General features: G+C 71.7%; 17 protein-coding genes and 1 pseudogene. 10 read left to right on the forward strand and 8 right to left on the reverse strand.

The genetic code is table 11. From position 1 onward, the window contains the following. Nucleotides 1-20 precede the first annotated feature (20 nt). Genes IEX69_RS15755 through IEX69_RS15780 form a run of 6 tightly spaced genes read left to right on the forward strand, consistent with a single transcriptional unit; the run spans nt 21 to nt 4,552 of the window. On the forward strand, nt 21-1,001 hold the full coding sequence (locus IEX69_RS15755; RefSeq protein WP_085018490.1) for an ABC transporter ATP-binding protein: 981 nt from the start codon (nt 21-23) through the stop codon (nt 999-1,001). Continuing rightward, nucleotides 998-1,828 carry an ABC-2 transporter permease gene (locus tag IEX69_RS15760; RefSeq protein ID WP_085018492.1) on the forward strand — a complete coding sequence of 277 codons (831 nt, stop codon included), beginning with the start codon at nt 998-1,000 and terminating at the stop codon, nt 1,826-1,828. The genes IEX69_RS15755 and IEX69_RS15760 overlap by 4 nt, the downstream gene beginning before the upstream one ends. Beyond that, nucleotides 1,771-3,078, forward strand: a complete 1,308-nt coding sequence (locus IEX69_RS15765) for a sensor histidine kinase (RefSeq protein ID WP_115364744.1) — start codon at nt 1,771-1,773, stop codon at nt 3,076-3,078. The genes IEX69_RS15760 and IEX69_RS15765 overlap by 58 nt, the downstream gene beginning before the upstream one ends. Beyond that, the gene (locus IEX69_RS15770) at nt 3,075-3,791 is read left to right on the forward strand and encodes a response regulator (RefSeq protein ID WP_085018494.1); all 717 of its coding nucleotides are present in this window, start codon (nt 3,075-3,077) and stop codon (nt 3,789-3,791) included. Before IEX69_RS15765 ends, IEX69_RS15770 begins: the two co-directional genes overlap by 4 nt. Nucleotides 3,792-3,851: 60 nt before the next feature. Continuing rightward, a complete protein-coding gene (locus tag IEX69_RS15775) occupies nt 3,852-4,139 on the forward strand; it encodes a FitA-like ribbon-helix-helix domain-containing protein (RefSeq protein WP_085018496.1) in 288 nt (95 codons plus the stop codon). Then, nucleotides 4,136-4,552, forward strand: a complete 417-nt coding sequence (locus IEX69_RS15780) for a type II toxin-antitoxin system VapC family toxin (protein ID WP_085018498.1) — start codon at nt 4,136-4,138, stop codon at nt 4,550-4,552. The genes IEX69_RS15775 and IEX69_RS15780 overlap by 4 nt, the downstream gene beginning before the upstream one ends. Before the next feature lie 27 nt (nt 4,553-4,579). On the opposite strand, the pseudogene IEX69_RS15785 reads toward IEX69_RS15780, so the two are convergent. From IEX69_RS15785 to IEX69_RS15805, 5 genes and pseudogenes are all read right to left on the reverse strand, one after another. Next, nucleotides 4,580-6,936: pseudogene (locus IEX69_RS15785) on the reverse strand (ATP-binding cassette domain-containing protein). 2 nt (nt 6,937-6,938) lie between these two features. Beyond that, nucleotides 6,939-7,352 carry a VOC family protein gene (locus IEX69_RS15790; RefSeq protein ID WP_085021323.1) on the reverse strand — a complete coding sequence of 138 codons (414 nt, stop codon included), beginning with the start codon at nt 7,350-7,352 and terminating at the stop codon, nt 6,939-6,941. 5 nt (nt 7,353-7,357) lie between these two features. Further along, nucleotides 7,358-7,783 carry a helix-turn-helix transcriptional regulator gene (locus tag IEX69_RS15795; RefSeq protein ID WP_085018500.1) on the reverse strand — a complete coding sequence of 142 codons (426 nt, stop codon included), beginning with the start codon at nt 7,781-7,783 and terminating at the stop codon, nt 7,358-7,360. Nucleotides 7,784-8,044: 261 nt separating this feature from the next. After that, the gene (locus IEX69_RS15800; RefSeq protein WP_174604393.1) at nt 8,045-11,359 is read right to left on the reverse strand and encodes a S8 family serine peptidase; all 3,315 of its coding nucleotides are present in this window, start codon (nt 11,357-11,359) and stop codon (nt 8,045-8,047) included. Nucleotides 11,360-11,557: 198 nt separating this feature from the next. After that, a complete protein-coding gene (locus IEX69_RS15805) occupies nt 11,558-12,481 on the reverse strand; it encodes an EamA family transporter (RefSeq protein WP_157127081.1) in 924 nt (307 codons plus the stop codon). A gap of 39 nt (nt 12,482-12,520) precedes the next feature. Between IEX69_RS15805 and IEX69_RS15810 the strand changes: the two genes are divergently transcribed. After that, nucleotides 12,521-13,024, forward strand: coding sequence for a MarR family winged helix-turn-helix transcriptional regulator (locus IEX69_RS15810; protein ID WP_157127082.1), 504 nt, complete (start codon nt 12,521-12,523; stop codon nt 13,022-13,024). 66 nt (nt 13,025-13,090) lie between these two features. Here IEX69_RS15810 and IEX69_RS15815 read toward each other — a convergent pair whose 3' ends face one another. Continuing rightward, the gene (locus IEX69_RS15815; protein ID WP_085018505.1) at nt 13,091-13,969 is read right to left on the reverse strand and encodes a zinc-binding metallopeptidase; all 879 of its coding nucleotides are present in this window, start codon (nt 13,967-13,969) and stop codon (nt 13,091-13,093) included. Between the two features lie 83 nt (nt 13,970-14,052). On the opposite strand from IEX69_RS15815, the gene pip reads away from it, so the two are divergent. After that, on the forward strand, nt 14,053-15,030 hold the full coding sequence (gene pip / locus IEX69_RS15820; protein ID WP_085018507.1) for a prolyl aminopeptidase: 978 nt from the start codon (nt 14,053-14,055) through the stop codon (nt 15,028-15,030). Nucleotides 15,031-15,087: 57 nt separating this feature from the next. On the opposite strand, the gene IEX69_RS15825 is transcribed toward pip, so the two are convergent. Further along, nucleotides 15,088-15,531 carry a YdeI/OmpD-associated family protein gene (locus tag IEX69_RS15825; protein WP_085018508.1) on the reverse strand — a complete coding sequence of 148 codons (444 nt, stop codon included), beginning with the start codon at nt 15,529-15,531 and terminating at the stop codon, nt 15,088-15,090. A gap of 64 nt (nt 15,532-15,595) precedes the next feature. On the opposite strand from IEX69_RS15825, the gene ypfJ reads away from it, so the two are divergent. Further along, a complete protein-coding gene (ypfJ, locus tag IEX69_RS15830; protein ID WP_085018510.1) occupies nt 15,596-16,486 on the forward strand; it encodes a KPN_02809 family neutral zinc metallopeptidase in 891 nt (296 codons plus the stop codon). 45 nt (nt 16,487-16,531) lie between these two features. Here ypfJ and IEX69_RS15835 read toward each other — a convergent pair whose 3' ends face one another. Beyond that, nucleotides 16,532-17,683 carry an AAA family ATPase gene (locus IEX69_RS15835; protein ID WP_085018512.1) on the reverse strand — a complete coding sequence of 384 codons (1,152 nt, stop codon included), beginning with the start codon at nt 17,681-17,683 and terminating at the stop codon, nt 16,532-16,534. A gap of 115 nt (nt 17,684-17,798) precedes the next feature. Between IEX69_RS15835 and IEX69_RS15840 the strand changes: the two genes are divergently transcribed. After that, nucleotides 17,799-18,164: a DUF952 domain-containing protein gene (locus tag IEX69_RS15840; protein ID WP_085018514.1), complete on the forward strand. Its 366-nt coding sequence runs from the start codon at nt 17,799-17,801 to the stop codon at nt 18,162-18,164. Nucleotides 18,165-18,166 lie beyond the last annotated feature (2 nt).

Below are 18,166 nucleotides of genomic sequence, written 5' to 3' on the forward strand. Positions count from 1 at the left end.
ATCGAACGCGAGGAGGACCCATGATCCAGGCGAGAGGCCTGACCAAGCGCTACGGCGCGAAGACGGCGGTGGACGGCATCGACTTCGTCGTGCGCCCCGGGCAGGTGACGGGCTTCCTGGGCCCCAACGGCGCGGGGAAGTCGACGACGATGCGGATGATCGTCGGGCTCGACCGTCCGTCGGCCGGCACAGTGACCGTGAACGGCCGCCCGTACCGCGAGCACCGCGCACCGCTCCACGAGGTCGGCGTCCTGCTCGACGCCAAGGCCGTCCACACCGGCCGCAGCGCCCGCAACCACCTGCGCGCGCTCGCGGCGACCCACCGCATCCCGACCCGCCGGGTCGACGAGGTGATCGAGCTCACCGGCCTCACCTCGGTCGCCCGCAAGCGCGTGGGCGGCTTCTCACTCGGCATGGGGCAGCGCCTCGGCATCGCCGCCGCGCTCCTCGGTGACCCGGAGACCCTCATCCTCGACGAGCCGGTCAACGGCCTGGACCCGGAGGGCGTCTACTGGGTGCGCGGTCTCGTGCGGCAGCTCGCCGCCGAAGGCCGGACGGTGCTGCTCTCGTCGCATCTGATGAGCGAGATGGCGCTCACGGCCGACCACCTGATCGTGCTCGGCAAGGGCAGAGTCATCGCCGACGCGGCGATGTCGGCCGTGGTCGACTCCGCCACCCACAGCTACGTGCGCGTCGTCAGCCCCCGGGCCGCCGAGCTCGCCCGCGTGCTCACGCAGCCCGACGTGACCGTGACCAGCACGGCCGCGGAGGCCCTCGAGATCCGCGGGCTCGCCCCCGCCGCCGTCGGCGACGCGGCCGCCGCCCACGGCATCGCGCTCCACGAGCTCACCCCCGTCCAGGGATCGCTCGAGGAGGCCTACATGGCCCTCACCCGCGACGAGGTCGAGTACCGCACGTCGCTCACCACTCCGGCCGGGCCCACCGCGCCGGCCGCACCCACCACCCCCGCCCAGACCGTCGCCGAGGAGGCAGCGCGATGACCGCCGCAGTCGAGAACCCCCAGATCGCCCGCCGTTCCCACGTCACCATGCCGGATGCGCGCCTGCGCTTCACCGGGATCCTGCGGTCGGAGCTGATCAAGCTCACCACCCTCCGCTCGACCGTCTGGGTGCTGCTCGTGCTGCTGCTCGTGCAGATCGGGATGGGGGTCATGGCCGCCCTCACCGTCCCCGTCCCGCCCACCGGCGCGGGCTCCGCCGAGGCGGCCGGATCCTTCGCCGTCCTGATCTCGACGATCGGGGTGTTCTTCAACCAGCTCGTGATCGCCGTGCTCGGCGTCCTCGTCGTGAGCGGCGAGTACTCCACCGGACAGATCCGCTCGACGCTCACCGCCGTGCCGACGCGCCAGCCCGTGCTCGTCGCCAAGGGCCTGGTGTTCGCGGCGACCTCGTTCGTCGTGTCGCTGGTCGCGGTGGTCATCACGTACGCCGCCACCTGGCCGATCCTCGAGTCGCGGGTCGGCGCCTCCGACCTCACCGACCCCGCCGTGTGGTGGCCGCTGATCGGAGCCGCCGGCTACCTCGCCCTGGTCGGGCTGCTGTCGTTCTCGATCGGCGCGATCATGCGCAACACCGCCGCGGGCATCGCGGTCTCCGTGGGCCTGCTGCTCGTGGTGCCGATCGTGCTCAGCCTCATCGGGGCGGAGTGGGCGTCGGTCGTGACCGAGTGGCTGCCCTCCGCCGCCGGGCAGACCCTGCTCGGATCGGGCTCCGTGTTCGAGCCGTGGCAGGCGCTGCTCGTTATGCTCGGATGGGTCGCGGTGCCGTTCGTCACCGCATCCGCCCTGCTGGCGAGGAGAGACGCCTGACCGACGACCTGCGCGAGTCGCGCGACCTGCGCCTGCCGAAGCCGCCCGGGTTCATCCGGACGTTCTTCGCCCGGCATCCGTGGCTCCTCGACGTGATGATCGCGGCGGTGTACTCCGCACCCGCCGCGATCTTCACGCTCGTCGTCGCCGCGAGGGACGTGCTCGGCGGCGGGCCGATCTGGCCCACCGCGGTCGCGGGGTACGTGACGCTCCTGGTGACGGGAGCCCTCGTCTTCCGCCGCTACGTCCCGCACGTCACCGCCGGGGTGTCGGTGGCGGTGTTCATCGCCAGCTACGCCCTCGGCACGCACTTCTCCCCGGGGCTGACCTGGTTCCCCGTCATCGCCTCGCTCTACGCGCTCGCGGTGTACCGCTCGAGCCGAGCGGCGTGGATCTGGACGGCCATCGCCTCGGCGGCCGCGGTCCTGTGCTCGATCGTGGTGGAGACCGACTGGATCACCATCGTCGGCTTCTCCTTCATGTGGAGCATGTCGCTCGTGATCGCTACCCTCGTCGGCATCACGTTCGGCAACCGGCGGCGCTACATCCAGGCGCTCCTCGACAGGGCCTGGCAGCTCGCCCGCGAGCGCGACCAGCAGGCGCAGATCGCCACCGCCGCAGAGCGGGCGCGCATCGCCCGCGAGATGCACGACATCGTCGCGCACAGCCTCACGGTGATCGTGGCGCTCTCGGACGGCGCGGAGGCGAGCATCGACCGCTCGCCCGACGTCGCGAAGGAGGCGGTGCGCCAGTCGGCGTCGACCGCGCGGCGGGCGTTGGCCGACATGCGCCGCTCGCTCGGCGTCCTCACCTCCGACCACGCACCCGCGCCGGGCGAGCTGGCGCCGCAGCCCGGGCTCTCCGAGCTGCCCGAGCTCATCGAGTCCTACCGCTCCGCCGGCCTGCCGGTCCGGTTCACGGAGCGCGGTCGCGAGCCCGCGGATCCCGTCACGCAGCTGACGGTGTTCCGGGTCGTGCAGGAGGCGCTCACGAACGCCCTCCGCTACGCGCTCGAGCCGACCGCGGTCGACGTCGACCTCGTCTACGGCGACGACCGCATCCGCATCACCGTGACCGACGACGGCCGCGAGGCCGGTCGGGGCGCGGCGTCGGTGGGGTCGGGCAGCGGGCTCATCGGGATGCGTGAGAGGGTGGCCGTGCACGGAGGGTCCGTGACGGCCGGGCCGGTCGGGACGCGCGGCTGGCGAGTGACGGCGGAGTTCGACGCCCGCGGAGAGGTCGCGAGATGAGTGACGTGAGACGGATCGGACTGCTGCTCGTCGACGACCAGCCGCTCATCCGGATGGGGCTGCGCATGGTGCTCGAGGCCCGCGGCTTCGCGGTCGTGGGCGAGGCCTCCGACGGGGGAGAGGCCATCGCGCAGGCCGCGGCGCTCGCTCCCGACGTCATCCTGATGGACGTGAGGATGCCCGGTCTCGACGGCATCCAGGCGACCCGCGCGATCGTGCACGCGAGCCCGGGGTCGCGCATCCTCATCCTCACCACCTTCGACCTCGACGAGTACGCCTTCGCCGCGCTCGACGCCGGCGCGAGCGGGTTCCTCCTGAAGGACGCCCAGCCCACCGAGCTGGCCGCCGCGATCGAGGCGGTCGCAACCGGCGACGCCGCGGTGTCGCCGCGGGTCACGCGGCGCCTCCTCGACATCGTCAGCGGCCGGCTGTCGGATGCACAGGGCGGCGCCGCCGGGTCCGCCGCGTCGGGCGGTGCTCCGCCCGCCGTCGACCCCGACACGGCGGCGCGGCTCGGCGAGCTCACCGAGCGCGAGCGCGAGGTCCTCGTCGCGATGGCGGAGGGCCTGACCAACTCCGAGATCGCCTCCCGCCTCTTCCTCTCGGAGTCGACGGTCAAGACCCACGTCGGCCGGGTGCTCATGAAGCTCGACGCCCGCGACCGCGTCCAGGCGGTCATCCTCGCCCTCCGCGCCGGCCTCGTCTCCCTCTGAGGATCGCTCGACACCTCCGTCGCTGCGGTGCTAGCATTGACAGCACGACGAGGGGGCGAGATGGCGACGATCACCGTTCGAGATCTCGACGAGTCGACGCGCGATGCGCTCCGCATCCGCGCCGCTCGGAACGGGCGCTCGATGGAGGCCGAGGTGCGCGAGATCCTGAACGCCGCAGTCAGCGCGGATGCGGATGCCGATCCGCCCCGCACGGTGGGTGAGTTCTTCCAGCGCATCCACGAGCTCTTCGCTGAAGTGGGCTACGCCGACGACCTGGTGATCCCACCACGTGGGCCGAGCTCCCGCGGTCCGGTCTTCTCCGAGGACGACTCCGGCGCCGAACGATGATCATCCTCGACACGAACGTCGTCTCCGAGTACACCAGGAGCGATTGCGACCGCCGAGTGCTTCGGTTCGTCTCGGCGATCCTGCTCCGGGAAGTGTGGATCACCTCCATCACGACTGCGGAGCTGCTCGACGGCATCGCCCTGATGCCCGATGGTCGGAGAAGGCGTGAGCTGAGCGGCATCACGGCCCGGGTGGTCGAGCAGGAACTCGGTGGGCGCGTCCTCGCATTCGACAGACTCGATTCAGTCGAGTACGCATCCGTGCGTGCCCTCCGGGCTCGGGCGGGCCGACCGATCGATGTGATGGACGCGCAGATCGCGGCGATCGCCCGTCGCCACCGTGCGACTCTGGTGACCCGGAACGTGCGCGACTTCGAGGGATGCGGGATCGAGGTCGTGAACCCCTGGGAGTGACCTCAACCCCGGTTCGTCGCGAGGGAATCAGGGGGCGACGTAGGCGGCGAGGTGCTCGGCGGTGAGGGTGGAGCGGGCGGCGACGAGGTCGGCCGGGGTGCCCTCGAAGACGATGCGGCCGCCGTCGTGGCCGGCGCCGGGGCCGAGGTCGATGATCCAGTCCGCGTGAGCCATCACCGCCTGGTGATGCTCGATCACGATGACGGTGCGGCCCTCGTCGACCAGGCGGTCGAGGAGGCCGAGGAGGTTCTCGACGTCGGCGAGGTGGAGGCCGGTGGTCGGCTCGTCGAGGACGAACACGCCGCCCTTGTCGCCGAGGTGCGTGGCCAGCTTGAGGCGCTGCCGCTCCCCACCCGAGAGGGTCGTCAGCGGCTGGCCGAGCGTCACGTAGCCGAGGCCCACCTGCGCCAGCCTCTCCAGGATCGCGACGGCCGCGGGGATGCGCGACTCCCCGGAGCCGAAGAACTCGAGCGCCCCGGTCACCGGCATCTCCAGCACCTCGCTGATGTCCTTGCCGTTCAACCGGTACTCGAGCACCGAGTCGGCGAAGCGGCGGCCCTCGCACGCCTCGCACACCGTCGACACGCTGGCCATCGGCCCGAGGTCGGTGAAGACCACGCCCGCGCCGCCGCACACCGGACAGGCGCCCTCGGAGTTCGAGCTGAACAGGGCCGGCTTCACGCCGTTCGCCTTGGCGAACGCCTTCCGCACCGGCTCGAGCAACCCGGTGTACGTCGCGGGATTGCTTCGACGTGAGCCGCGGATGGGCGTCTGGTCGACCGACACGACCCCATCGAGCCCCGCCACCGATCCACGGACGAGCGAGCTCTTCCCCGACCCGGCGACCCGGTCAGCACGGTGAGCACGCCGAGCGGGATGTCGACGTCGACATCCGCCAGGTTGTTCGTCGACGCTCCGCGCACCTCGATGGCGCCGGACGGGCGACGCACCGACGGCTTGAGCCGCGCCCGGTCGTCGAGATGACGTCCGGTGAGCGTCCCGCTCGCCCTCAGCCCGTCGACCGTGCCCTCGAACACCACCTCGCCGCCGCCCGAGCCCGCCCCGGGGCCGAGATCGACCACGTGGTCGGCGATCCCGATCGCCTCCGGCTTGTGCTCGACCACCAGGACGGTGTTGCCCTTGTCGCGCAGCTGCAGCAGGAGCTCGTTCATGCGGCGGATGTCGTGCGGATGCAGTCCCACGGTCGGCTCGTCGAAGACGTAGGTGATGTCGGTGAGGCTCGAGCCCAGGTGCTTCACCATCTTCGTCCGCTGCGCCTCACCACCGGACAGCGTGCCCGACGACCGATCGAGGCTGAGATAGCCGAGCCCGATGTCGACGAACGAGTCGAGCAGCTGCGACAGGTTCGCCAGCAGCGGCGCCACGCTCGGCTCGTCGAGGCCCCGCACCCAGGTCGCGAGGTCGGTGATCTGCATCGCGCACGCCTCCGCGATGTTCACCCCGTCGATCCGCGACGACCGGGCGCCCTCGCTCAACCGCGTCCCCTCGCACTCCGGACACGTGATGAACGTCACCGCGCGGTCGACGAACGCCCGGATGTGCGGCTGCATCGACTCCTTGTCCTTCGACAGCATCGACTGCTGCAGCTTCGGGATGAGGCCCATGTAGGTGAGGTTGACGCCCTGGATCTTGACCTTCGTCGTCTCGCCGTAGAGGAAGGCGTGCCGCTCCTTCGCGGTGAAGTCGCGGATCGGCTTGTCGGCGGGGTAGAACCCCGACTCCGCGTAGATGCGGACCATCCAGCCGTCGCCGGTGTACCCCGGGATCGTGAACGGGTCCTCCGACAGAGACTTCGAGTCGTCGAAGAGCTGCGTGAGGTCGATGTCGGTGACGGCGCCGCGCCCCTCGCAGCGCGGACACATGCCGCCCACGATCGAGAAGTCGGCACGCACCGCCTTCGTCCGCTCGCCGCGGTCGACGGTGATCGCCCCCTTCCCGCTCGCCGAGGCGACGTTGAACGAGAACGCCTGCGGCGATCCGATGTGGGGCACGCCGAGCCGCGAGAACAGGATGCGGAGCATCGCGTTCGCATCCGTCGCCGTGCCCACGGTGGAGCGCGGGTCCGACCCCATCCGCTCCTGGTCGACGATGATCGCGGTGGTGAGGCCCTCGAGCACGTCGACGTCAGGGCGGGCCAGCGTCGGCATGAAGCCCTGCACGAACGAGCTGTAGGTCTCGTTGATCATGCGCTGCGACTCGGCGGCGATCGTGTCGAACACGAGACTGCTCTTGCCCGACCCCGACACCCCGGTGAACACCGTGAGCCGGCGCTTGGGGAGCACGACGCTGACGTCCTTGAGGTTGTTCTCGCGGGCGCCGTGCACCCGGATGACGTCATGACCGTCGGCGGCGTGCTCTGCCATGCTCAGCCCTTCTGCTGGATGCGGAGCAGGTTGCCCGCCGGATCCCGGAACGCGCAGTCTCGCACCCCGTACGGCTGATCGGTCGGCTCCTGCACGACCTCGGCGCCGTTCGACTCGAGCGTCGCGAACAGCGTGTCGAGGTCGTCGCTCGCGAGGTTCACGCCGAAGTAGCTGCCCTTCGCCACGAGCTCGCGCAGCGTGCGCTGCTCGTCCTCGGTGAGACCGGGCGACGCTGTCGGCGGGTGGAGCACGATCGCCGTGTCGGGCTGGTCGGCGGGGCCGACGGTGATCCAGGCGTTGCCGTCCCAGCGGACGTCATTGCGGACCTCCCAGCCGAGGACGTCGCGATAGAACGCGAGCGACGCATCCGGGTCGGTGTGGGGCAGGAAGCTGGAGTGGATGGTGGTGGTCGTCATGCCGATCACGCTAGCGTCGGGGCGGATGCGGGCGCTTCTCGATTCCTGACCGGTCGCGTGACCTGCTTCGCGGTGCAGGCGGGGATCCCGGCGACCTCCTCGGTCGGGCGACGGAGGTACACGCTCGGCGGCACGCCGACCAGCTCCGTGAAACGGGTGCTGAACGTGCCGAGGGACTGGCAGCCGACCTCGAAGCAGACCTCGGTGACGGTCTTGTCGCCGCGGCGCAGCAGGGCCTTGGCGCGTTCGATGCGCCTGGTCATCAGGTACGAGTACGGGGACTCGCCGAAGGCGGCCTTGAAGCGGCGGGACAGGTGGCCCGCGGAGACGTGGGCGCCGCGGGCCAGGGCCTCGACGTCGAGGGGGGAGGCGTACTCGCGGTCGATGCGGTCGCGGACCCGGCGGAGCATGACGAGCTCGGTGAGGTCCATGGGTCCTAGTGTCGCATCTCGTCTGTGTGCATGGGGGAGCGGTCGCTGGGCAGGGCTGGGATTCGGTCCGAGACGCAGTCCCGGCGCCTTCGGCGCCCCGCCAGACCCGATGCCTGCGACTCGGACCGAATCCCAGCCCTGCCCACCGGCCTCTGTTGCTCGTCGACGTGACGTGCGGCCCTCCGGCTCTCCAGGGAAGACGCGAGAGGGGCCCACCGAGTGGTGGGCCCCTCCGCGTGGCCTCTGGTGAGGGTCCGTGGGTTACGAGGTGCGGCGCCTCCTGAGGGTGAAGAGGGTGGCCGCGGTGCCCGCGAGGAGGGCGAGGGTGGCGAGGGCCAGGGGCCACGCCGGGGTGGCGCCGGTGGCGGCCAGCTGGGTCGAGCCGCTCCCCGTGCCCGGGGTGCCCGGGGTCGTGGGGTCGCCCGGGGTGGGCGGGGTCGGCGGGAGGGCCTGCGGCACCGCGATCGAGACCAGGGTGGAGAGGCCCGTGTCGCCGTAGGAGACGGCGCCCAGGTAGCGCGCCGGACCGTCGAGGCCCTGCCAGACCGCGTCGTAGGGGGACTCCACACCGGCCGTTCCCTCGACCACCGTCGGGACGGTGGTGAGCGAGCCGCTCGCAGCCCTCGCGCTCGCGTCGCCGAGCAGGTACTCGAAGAGGTCCCAGGTGGCCGTCGTCGAGCCGGACGAGACGGCGTAGACGTCCACGGTCACACGGTAGGTGCCCGCCTGGGGAGCCTCGATGTCGACCCGTTCGTCGGCGGAGCCCGTCGCGGAGGTGTACGACGTGACCACGTCGCCGTTCTCATCGAGGAGGTCGACGAAGAGGTCCAGATCGGCCGTGTCGACCAGCGAGTCCAGATCGAACCGCGCGAAGGTCGTGCCCTCGGGCACGGTCATCTCGCTGATCGACTGCTCACCCTGCGGCAGCGTTCCGCTGTGACCGTCGGATGCGCTCGGGTCGAGCACCTGGGTGCCCTGTGCGAGCGGCGTGACCGAGAGCGGCAGCGGGCCGTCGACACCCGGGGTGATCGGCACGCTGACGCTGCCCGCGTTGCCCGTGCCGCTCACCTCGTAGGGAGCCGCGACCGCGACCGGCCGCACCGCGATCGGGCTGCGGGCCGTGTCTCCGCTCCCCGTCTCCGTCCAGATGAGGTATCCGGTGGCGAACTCGTCGAGCGGGGCGCCCGCCTCGTCGAACGTGACCGAGTACGACAGGGTCTCGCCCGGGCCGCTGAAGTCCAGCGTGGAGGGCGACACCGTCACGTCGACACCGGGGACCGAGACGTCGGCCGTGTAGGAGCCGGCGGCCGTCGAGGTGACGGTGCGCGTGACGCTCTGCGTGCCGGCGAGCGACCCGATCGAGATCGAGGCCTGGTTCAGGTCGGACGGGTCGATCGGCTCGACACCGGTCGGCTCGGCGAAGACGTAGCCCTCGCCCTCCAGGAACGCGATCCAGTCGGAGGGGCCGCTGTCGTAGACGAAGCCGGGCTGGAACATCCGGGCCGGGTCGACATGGCCGGCGCCCTGGGCGAAGACGTCCGTCGAGTCGCTGCCGTCGAGCTCCTTCGCCGGGTACGACGAGGTCATCATCGCGGACCGGATGGTGGAGATCGAGGCGTTCGGATACTGCGTCAGGTAGAGCGCGGCGAGACCGGCGACGTGCGGCGCTGACATCGACGTGCCCGACTCGAACTGGAACGTCGGATCCTCGCCCTGGGGGTTGGCTCCATCGGCCAGGATCGACACACCGGGAGCGGTGACGTCGGGCTTCAGCACGTCGGCGCCGTCGGCCTCGGCCGGGCCCCGCGACGAGAAGCCCGCCACCTGGGGAACCGGACGGACCACGCCCGTCGTGTTGCCCTGCACCAGCGTGACCGTGGCACCGGGGGTCGCGGCGTAGGCGTAGATCGCGTCGTACGCATCCGAGTCGATCTGGATCGACGGCACCGAGTGGTCGTCGGCGTGGATCGCGTTCGGGAACGGGTTCACGAGCAGCATCCCCACGCCGCCGGCGCGGGCCACCTCGGCCGACTTCGACACGCGGGCGGTGACCCCCGCCTCGCAGACGACGACCTTGCCCGCGGTCAGGGTCGGGTCGAGGCTGCCCGCCTCGCAGATCTGCGCGTCACCGTCGGCTCCGGCCACGGCGGACGACAGCACCAGCGGCGCGGTGAGCGGGTCGTGCACCGTGATGGAGGAGCCGGCGAACGAGGTGCCGTCGCCGAGCTCGGCGGTGGCCATGTAGGTCGGGATGGACGAGGCCGCGACCGTGGTGTACCACGGCGAGGCGTGGTCGAGGGTGCTGGCTCCCGGGCCGGAGTTGCCCGCCGACGCGGCGACGAAGACGCCCGCCGCAGCCGCGTTGAAGAAGGCCTGGTCCTCGAGCGAGAGGGTGCTGGTCGCGCTGCCGCCGCCGATCGAGAAGTTGATCACGTCGACGCCGTCGGCGACCGCCGCCTCGATGGCCGCGAGGATCGACTCCGTGTAGCAGCCGTCGTCGGTGGTGGTGCCGTTGCCGTTCCAGCACACCTTGTACTCGGCGACCTTGGCGGCCGGGGCCACGCCCGAGATGCTGCCGAAGTCGTAGTCGCCGATGGTGGCGTCGACGTCGGCGTTGCCGCCCGCGGTCGAGGTGGTGTGCGATCCGTGGCCGTCGCTGTCGCGCGGCGAGAGGTACTCGGGACGGTCGGCCGAGCCCACCTGGTCGTAGAGCGACGTGGGCAGGAACCACCGGGCACCGATGAGCTTCGTGTTGCACTCGCCGCCGGTCCACTGCGGGTCGGCGTTCGCGGGCACGGGCCCGGCGACGCCGGTCTCGCACTCGCCGGAGAACGTGGAGCCGTCCGACTTGGCGAACGTGATCCGTCCGTCCTGGAGGTAGGGAGCCGCTCCCGCGGTCGTGCCGAGCGGGTCGCCGGCGAACGAGGGGTTCTCCGGCGCGACACCGGTGTCGAGGTCGCCGATCACGATGCCCGCACCGGCCGCCTGAGCTCCGCCGAGCTCGGACCAGACGCCGTCGGCACCGGTGAGCCCGAGGAAGTCGATCGACGACTCCTGGCCGGTGTCGGGGAAGGGGGTGAGTGCCGCGGGTGCGACGGGGGCCGAGGGCGCCGCCGCTGCGGCGGGCGCGGCCGCTGCGGCGCGATCGATGTACTGCACCTCGCTCTTCGTGACGGCGGCGACGTCCTTGCGCGCGGCGAGCTCGGAGGCCTGCGCACCCGTGAGGTTCGTCGAGAAGCCGTTGAGCGTCAGCGTGTAGCTGTAGTCGACGGCGGCGCCGACGGAGGACGCCACCGACTCCTGCTGCGACTCGAGGTGCTCCGAGTAGGCCTCCACCTCGGGCTCCGCGGCGCGGAGCTGCTCTCCCTGCGCGGGCGCGGTCGCTGCGAACCCCTCGTCGCCCTGATAGGTGGCGGCGGGGTCGTCGACGAGCGTGACGATGTAGGTGCCGTCGTCGTAGGAGACGGGGTCCGAAGGACCGGCAGACGGACGCGTCACGGTGCCGGTGGGTGCGGCCGAGGCAGGGGCGATGGCGAGAGCGCTGGCGGCGACGAGCGCGGTGACCGCCACGGCCACCCCCGCTCCTCTCGCCGCGCGGCCTCCGAGCCGCTGCACTCGTTCTGGACGCTGGGGTGACGCGTGGGGTGGGCGCACGAAGACCGGCTTTCTGCAGAGGGGGTGAATCCACCGAACTTGTGAGCTCGGTATGAATGTCATCCGATTATGCGGAGAAATCCATTCCAACGGCAGTCTTTCTGTTTGCCGCGGATTCGGTTACTGTTCGCCCCCGTTCGGGGTACGAACGAGCAATGCCCTGGATCGGCGCCGACGGGCCGTCCTGGCGACGACCGCCGAGAGCGCGGGCTGACCGAGGAGCACGCCCGCGGCCACGAGGCAGAGGCCCACCACCTGACGCGGGGTGAAGGACTCGCCGGCCAGCACCGTGCCCAGGACGACCCCGGTGGCGGGGTTGAGCAGCCCGATGAGGCCGACGACGCCCGCATCGAGGTGCTTCAGGCCGCTGAACCAGCACGCGAAGGCGATCGCGCCGGCCACGATGCTCACGAAGGCGAACCCGCCGAGGGAGACCGCGTCGATGGCGGGTGGAGCGCCCTCGATCAGGAGCGCCGGCGGCAGGAGGACCAGGCCTCCCGCGATCAGCTGCCAGGCGGACAGCGACAGCGCGTCGACGCCGTCGCTCCAGCGGCGCGCCAGCACGAACCCGACGGAGGACATCAGCATCGCGGTGAGGGAGGCTGCGAGGCCCCAGCCGTCGATCGATCCGCCGCCGCCGGCCAGCATGACGACGACGCCGGCGATCCCCAGCGCCGCTCCGACCACCGCCGGGATGGCGGGACGCTGGGCGAGGAGCGCCCAGCCCAGCAGCATCAGCGGCACGGGGGACAGCGCCATCACCGTCGAGGCGATGCTCGTCGGGAGCAGCTGAGCCGCGACGTAGACGAGAGCGAAGAAGGCGCCCATGTTGAGGGTGCCGAGCACCAGCGAGCGCCACCACCAGGATCCGCGCGGAAGTCGTCTGGTCACGGCGAGCAGGATCAGCCCGGCGGGGAGTGCCCGCAGTGCTCCGCCCCAGAACGGGTAGCCGTGCGGGAGGAGGTGGAGGGTGACGAAGTACGTCGCCCCCCACGCGATGGGCGCCACGGCCGTGATCGCGGCCCAACGCCAAGTAGCTTCCATGGAAGGTACTTTACCTTCCGCGGAAGGTATTGTCGAGGTGTGAGCGACGAGGCGCCGGACCGGGTGGCGCGCATCCAGGAGGAGTGGCGCCGGGAGCGCCCCGACCTCGATCCTTCGCCCCAGGGTGTCATCGGGCGACTGCACCGGACAGCGGGTCTCCTCACCGACGAGCTCGTCGAGGTGTACTCGGCGCACGGGCTGGGGGAGGGCGACTTCGACGTGCTCGCCACCCTGCGGCGAGCGGGGGAGCCCTTCGAGCGGGCTCCCGGCGACCTCGCCGAGCACACCATGGTGACCAGCGGGGCCATGTCGAAGCGCATCGACCGTCTCGAGGCCGCCGGGCTCGTCACGCGCCGGGCGAGCGAGACGGATGGCCGCGGGAGGGTGGTCGCCCTCACGGCGCGCGGACGAGAGGTGATCGACGCCGCCTTCGCCGATCACCTGGCCAACGAGCGCCGTCTGGTGGCGATGCTCGATCCGGACGATCGCGCGGCGCTGGAGCGCATCCTCGCCGGATGGCTGCGCTCGCTCGGCGGCGACTGAGGCGGCGTCGGCAGTCGCCGCGCGTCGTCAGGAGTCGCGCGCGCGGCCAGCGGGCGAGGGCGGCCGTCAGTATCCGAGGGCGGCGCGGATGCGGTCGCGCTGAGCGACGAGGTCGGGATAGTCCTGGAAGAAGAGGACCTTCTGGGCGCGGACCGCGCGCCCATCGTCGTCGCGGGGCGAGTGACCCGGCTCGTCGGCCGTGACGTACACGGCCCAGCTCTCGGCGAAGTCCTCGATCCCGCTCGTGGCGGCGTACCGGCTGACGAACGCATCGAAGCCGCCGTTCTCGCGGAACCAGGCGTCGACCTCGTCGTCGTCGCCGGGGTCGGGCCAGGACGACTCGGCGGGCCAGAAGCGTTCGAGGAAGGCGGCGATGTAGGAGTCGTCGTGCGCGCATCCCTCCGGCATGTCGATCGTCGGGCAGCTGCCCTTCGCCTCGGAGACCTGGTCGAGCGACAGGCTCAGGACGTGCCCGAACTCGTGGATGAGCGTCAGCTCGAGCTCGTCGCGATCCTCGGCGAACGCGAGGTTGACGTCGAGCGCCCAGGTCTTGCCCGACCTCGTGTCTCGCCAGACGGATGCCAAGACGGTGTCCTGGTCGTCGTCGAAGACGGCGAACGCGTCCATCCGCGACACGTCGTCCCCGGCGATCCGGGCGAAGAGGTCCCACACCTCGTTCACCACGGCGTCCGGTTCGGTGCCGTCCGCGCTCGCGCCGAGCTGACCGGCGGTGACCGGGAACAGGAGCTCGTCGTCCGAGGAGAGGCCGGCGTACGGGGCGGTGTCGTCGACGACGAGCTCGGGGTCGGAGTGCTGTCCGCGGTCGAGGAGCGTGGAGGCCAGCCGTACCCCGCCGATGATGGCGGCCGCGGAGACGCTCCAGGTCACGAGGCCCACCACGACGGCCACGCAGGCGACCAGCGTGAGGAGGGCGCGGCGGCTCATGATCGGCACAGTACCACCGGCGCCGGCGACGACGCCCGGTGCGAGGGCCGCGGGCGCGCAGCGGCCCAGGCTAGGCTCGGCGCATGCGCAGCTTCTACCCCGAGATCGAGCCGTACGCGTCGGGCATGCTCGACGTCGGCGACGGTCAGCGGATCTACTGGGAGGAGTCGGGCAACCCCGAGGGCAAGCCCGTCGTGTTCCTGCACGGCGGACCCGGAGGCGGCACGAGCCCGAACCACCGGCGACTGTTCGACCCCGCGCGGTACCGCATAGTCCTGTTCGACCAGCGGGGCTGCGGGCGCAGCACACCGCACGTCAGCGAGGCGAGCGCGCCGTCCGATCTCGACTCGAACACCACGTGGCACCTCGTCGCCGACATCGAGCGGCTGCGGGAGGACCGCGGCATCGATCGGTGGATGGTGTTCGGCGGCTCCTGGGGGTCGACGCTGGCCCTCGCCTACGCCGAGACCCACACCGACCGGGTGACCGAGCTCATCCTGCGGGGCATCTTCACCCTGCGCGCCACCGAGCTCGACTGGTTCTACGAGGGAGGCGCCCAGGCGATCGCGCCCGACCTCTGGGAGGGCTACATGGCGCCCATCGACGCGCATCCGCGCTCGAAGGAGCGCACCCTCATCGGCACCTACCGCAACCTCCTCTGGGACGAGGATCCCGAGGTCGCGCTCGAGGCGGCGGTCGCCTGGTCGACCTGGGAGGCGTCGACCATCACCCTCGAGCCCCGCCCCGACGTGATCGAGCACTTCGCCGAGCCACGACAGGCGCTCGCGTTCGCGCGCATCGAGAACCACTACTTCGTCCACCAGGGGTGGATGGAGGACGGCCTGCTCATCCGCGACGCCGACAAGCTGCGCGACATCCCCGGCGTCATCGTGCACGGCCGATACGACCTCTGCACGCCGGCCTTCACGGCGTGGGACCTCCACCACCGGTGGCCCGAGGCGGAGCTGCACCTCATCAAGGACGCGGGGCACGCCTTCGACGAGCCCGGCATCCTCGACGCCCTCATCACCGCGACCGATCGCTTCGCCGACGCCCGCTGAGCGCGGCGCGCTCCGCGTCGCGCCCCGCCCGCTCTCGGGGGGCAGGAGCACGTGAGGTCAGGAGAGGTCGGTGATGACCTTCTCGACGCGGCGGGCTCGGGTGTCGGCGGCCTTCGCCTGCCCGATCGGGTCGACGAACGCGCGCTGCCTGCTGTACGAGAGCGCCGCGAACGCCTCGGCGGCAGCGGGGTTCGCGGCGAGCGCGGCGGCGAGGTCGTCGGGCACCTCCACGGTGCGCGGCGCGTCGTCCTTCTCGAGCGTCACCGTGATCGTGTCGCCCGCGGCGATGCCACCCGCCTTGGCGCGGATCTCGGCGCTCACCGGGATCTTCGCGGTGTCGCCCATGAACGCGACGGTGCTCGGGTAGGTGTGGTCGTTGATCGTCACCGACACCGGGATGCGGCGGCCGCCTCCGAGCGCCTCGATCACCTCGGCGGGCACGTCGATGCCCGTCGCGGTCTTCCCCGCGCCCACCAGTGTCGTCTCGAACGTCACGCTCATGCGCGAACGCTAGCGCGAGGGGCGACACGGGCTCAAGAGGCCGGATCGCAGTAGCGTCAGGCCCATGACCTTCGACGAACGCTCCCGCCTCGATCCCAGCAAGGTCTCGAAGCGGCGCACCACCGGGATCGCCGTCGGCGGCGGGAGCGCGCTCGTCGTCATCGGGCTGATCGTGCTGTCGCAGTTCCTCGGCGTCGACCTCACGGGGCTGGCCGGGGTCGCGGGCGGCGGCGGAGCGGGCTCCGGCCCGGTGCAGGAGGAGTCGCTCGACCGCTGCACCACCGGCGAGGCCGCCAACGCCGACACCGAGTGCCTGATGGTGGGCGCGGCCAACTCGCTCGATGTGTACTGGGCGGACGAGGCTCCCGCGCTCGGGCTGTCCTACCGGTCTCCCGCCGACTTCGTGCTGTTCTCCGGCCAGACCTCGACCGGATGCGGGTCCGCGACGAGCGCCGTCGGCCCCTTCTACTGCCCGGCCGACGAGACCATCTACCTCGACACGTCGTTCTTCGACGAGCTGCGCTCGCGGTTCGGGGCGAACGGCGGGACGCTGGCCCAGATGTACGTGGTGGCGCACGAGTGGGGGCACCACATCCAGCGCCTCGCCGGTGGCGTGGACGGCACCGATCGCGGCACGGGCGCGGGGTCCGAATCGGTGCGCACGGAGCTGCAGGCCGACTGCTACGCCGGCGCCTGGGCTGCCGCGGCCTCGTCCACGACCGACCAGAACGGCGTGGCGTTCCTCGAGCCGCTGACGAAGGAGCAGATCGCCGACGCGCTCGACGCGGCCTCAGTGATCGGCGACGACCGCATCCAGCAGCAGTCGGGAGGCGGAATCGACCCCGACACCTGGACCCACGGCTCCTCCGCCTCGCGTCAGAAGTGGTTCCAGACGGGCTTCGACTCGGGCCCCTCCGCCTGCGACACCTTCTCGGTGCCCGAGACGGCCCTCTGACCCGACGCGACCCGGCTGCCCGGGCCGCCGCTCGGAACCCTGGCGTCAGCGCCGCGGCCAGTCCCAGGGCGGCACGTCGAGGACCCCGAACCCCTCGAGGCGGGTCGCGCCCTGCACCTTCTGCAGGGTGAGCGACATCGCGTCGGGGACGTCGGCGGCGAGGAGGTCGGCGAGCGCCGCGGAGTGCGTGATGACGATCACCTGGCTGGATCCCACCGCGCCCGCGATGAGGTGTGCGAGGGCGGGCAGCAGGTCGACGTGCAGCCCGGTCTCGGGCTCGTTGAGGACCATGAGGCCGGGTGGATCGGGGCTGAGCAGCGCCGTGGCGAGGAGGACGAACCGCAGTGTGCCGTCGGACAGCTCCGCGGCCGTGAGCGGCCGAAGGAGGCCGCGCTGGTGCAGCTCCAGCGTGAACACACCGTCGCTGGACCTGACCGAGAGCCGTGATCCCGGGAACGCGGAGTCGATCGCCTCCTCAAGACGCCCGGCGTCGCCCTGCTCGAGGATGGTCTGGACCGCGGCGGCGACGTCGCTCCCATCGCCGGCCACAGCGACCGTGCGGGTGCCGATCTGCGGCAGCCGCGCCGGAGACGCGGCGTCGGTCCGGAGGTTGTCGTAGAAGCGCCAGCCGCGCATCCGGATGCGGAGCGAGGCCGCCTCGGGGACGGCATCCGCATCCGCGACCTCGCTGAGGATGCTGCGGTGCACGCCCACGGGCCGGGACAGGTCGGACCAGGAGCCGTCGCGCACCCGGACGTGGGTGCGGCGGCGATCGACGAGGAGGGCCGCCGGGCGAGCGACCGGGCCCGCGAAGACCTGCTCGATCTTGATCTCGGGATCGCGCTGGAAGAGGGAGCGCGGGTCGCCTCCGGCGAGACCCAGGTCGACGACGTACCCCAGGTCGTCGGAGGCGAACCCCAGCCGGAGGCTGATCCGGCCCTTCCTCACGGTCCCCTGCGCCGATGACCCGGGCCCCGCGGGCGTCTCGGGCCCGGCCCAGAGCACGTCGTCGAGCCCGCCCTCGCGGGCGAGCGACGCGATCGCCGTGTCGTCGGCGAGCCCGGCGACGAGTCGCAGCGCGCGGTACAGGCTCGACTTGCCGGTGCCGTTCGCGCCGTGCACCACGGTGAGGGGCCCGAGCGGCGCGACGAGGTCGACGAGCGAGCGGTAGCCGGACACGGCGACGGTGGTGAGCACCCCTCGATCCTCCCGCGGCCCCCCGACACCGCACCAGCGCACTCCGGCGGACCTCTGACGGTGTCGGTCACCCCCGGTGGCGGGGAGTGGGGTGACGAGGGGAGAGGATGGAGGCATGGGCGAGCGGATCTATCACGTGGCGATCGCGGACGACTGGACGATGAGCGAGGCGATGGGGGAGTACGCCGCGTCGACGCGGGGCGTCTCCTTCGACGAGGCGGGCTTCGTCCACGCGGCGACTGCCGCGGACGTCGCGTTCGTGCTCGACACCTTCTACGCCGACCTCACGCTGCCGTTGGTCCTGCTCGAGATCGACCCGGACGGGCTGGCGGCCCGCGGCATCGGGCTCGACTGGGAGGAGCAGGGCGGACGCCGGTTCCCGCACATCCTCGCCCCGATCCCCTGGGATGACGACGTGGTCGTCGCCGTCCGCCCGCTCACCCGCGGGCCGCAGGGGTGGGAGCCGCCCGTGCTGCCCTGATC

Origin of the sequence: Cnuibacter physcomitrellae, from assembly GCF_014640535.1 — a bacterium.
GTDB classification, from domain to species: domain Bacteria; phylum Actinomycetota; class Actinomycetes; order Actinomycetales; family Microbacteriaceae; genus Cnuibacter; species Cnuibacter physcomitrellae.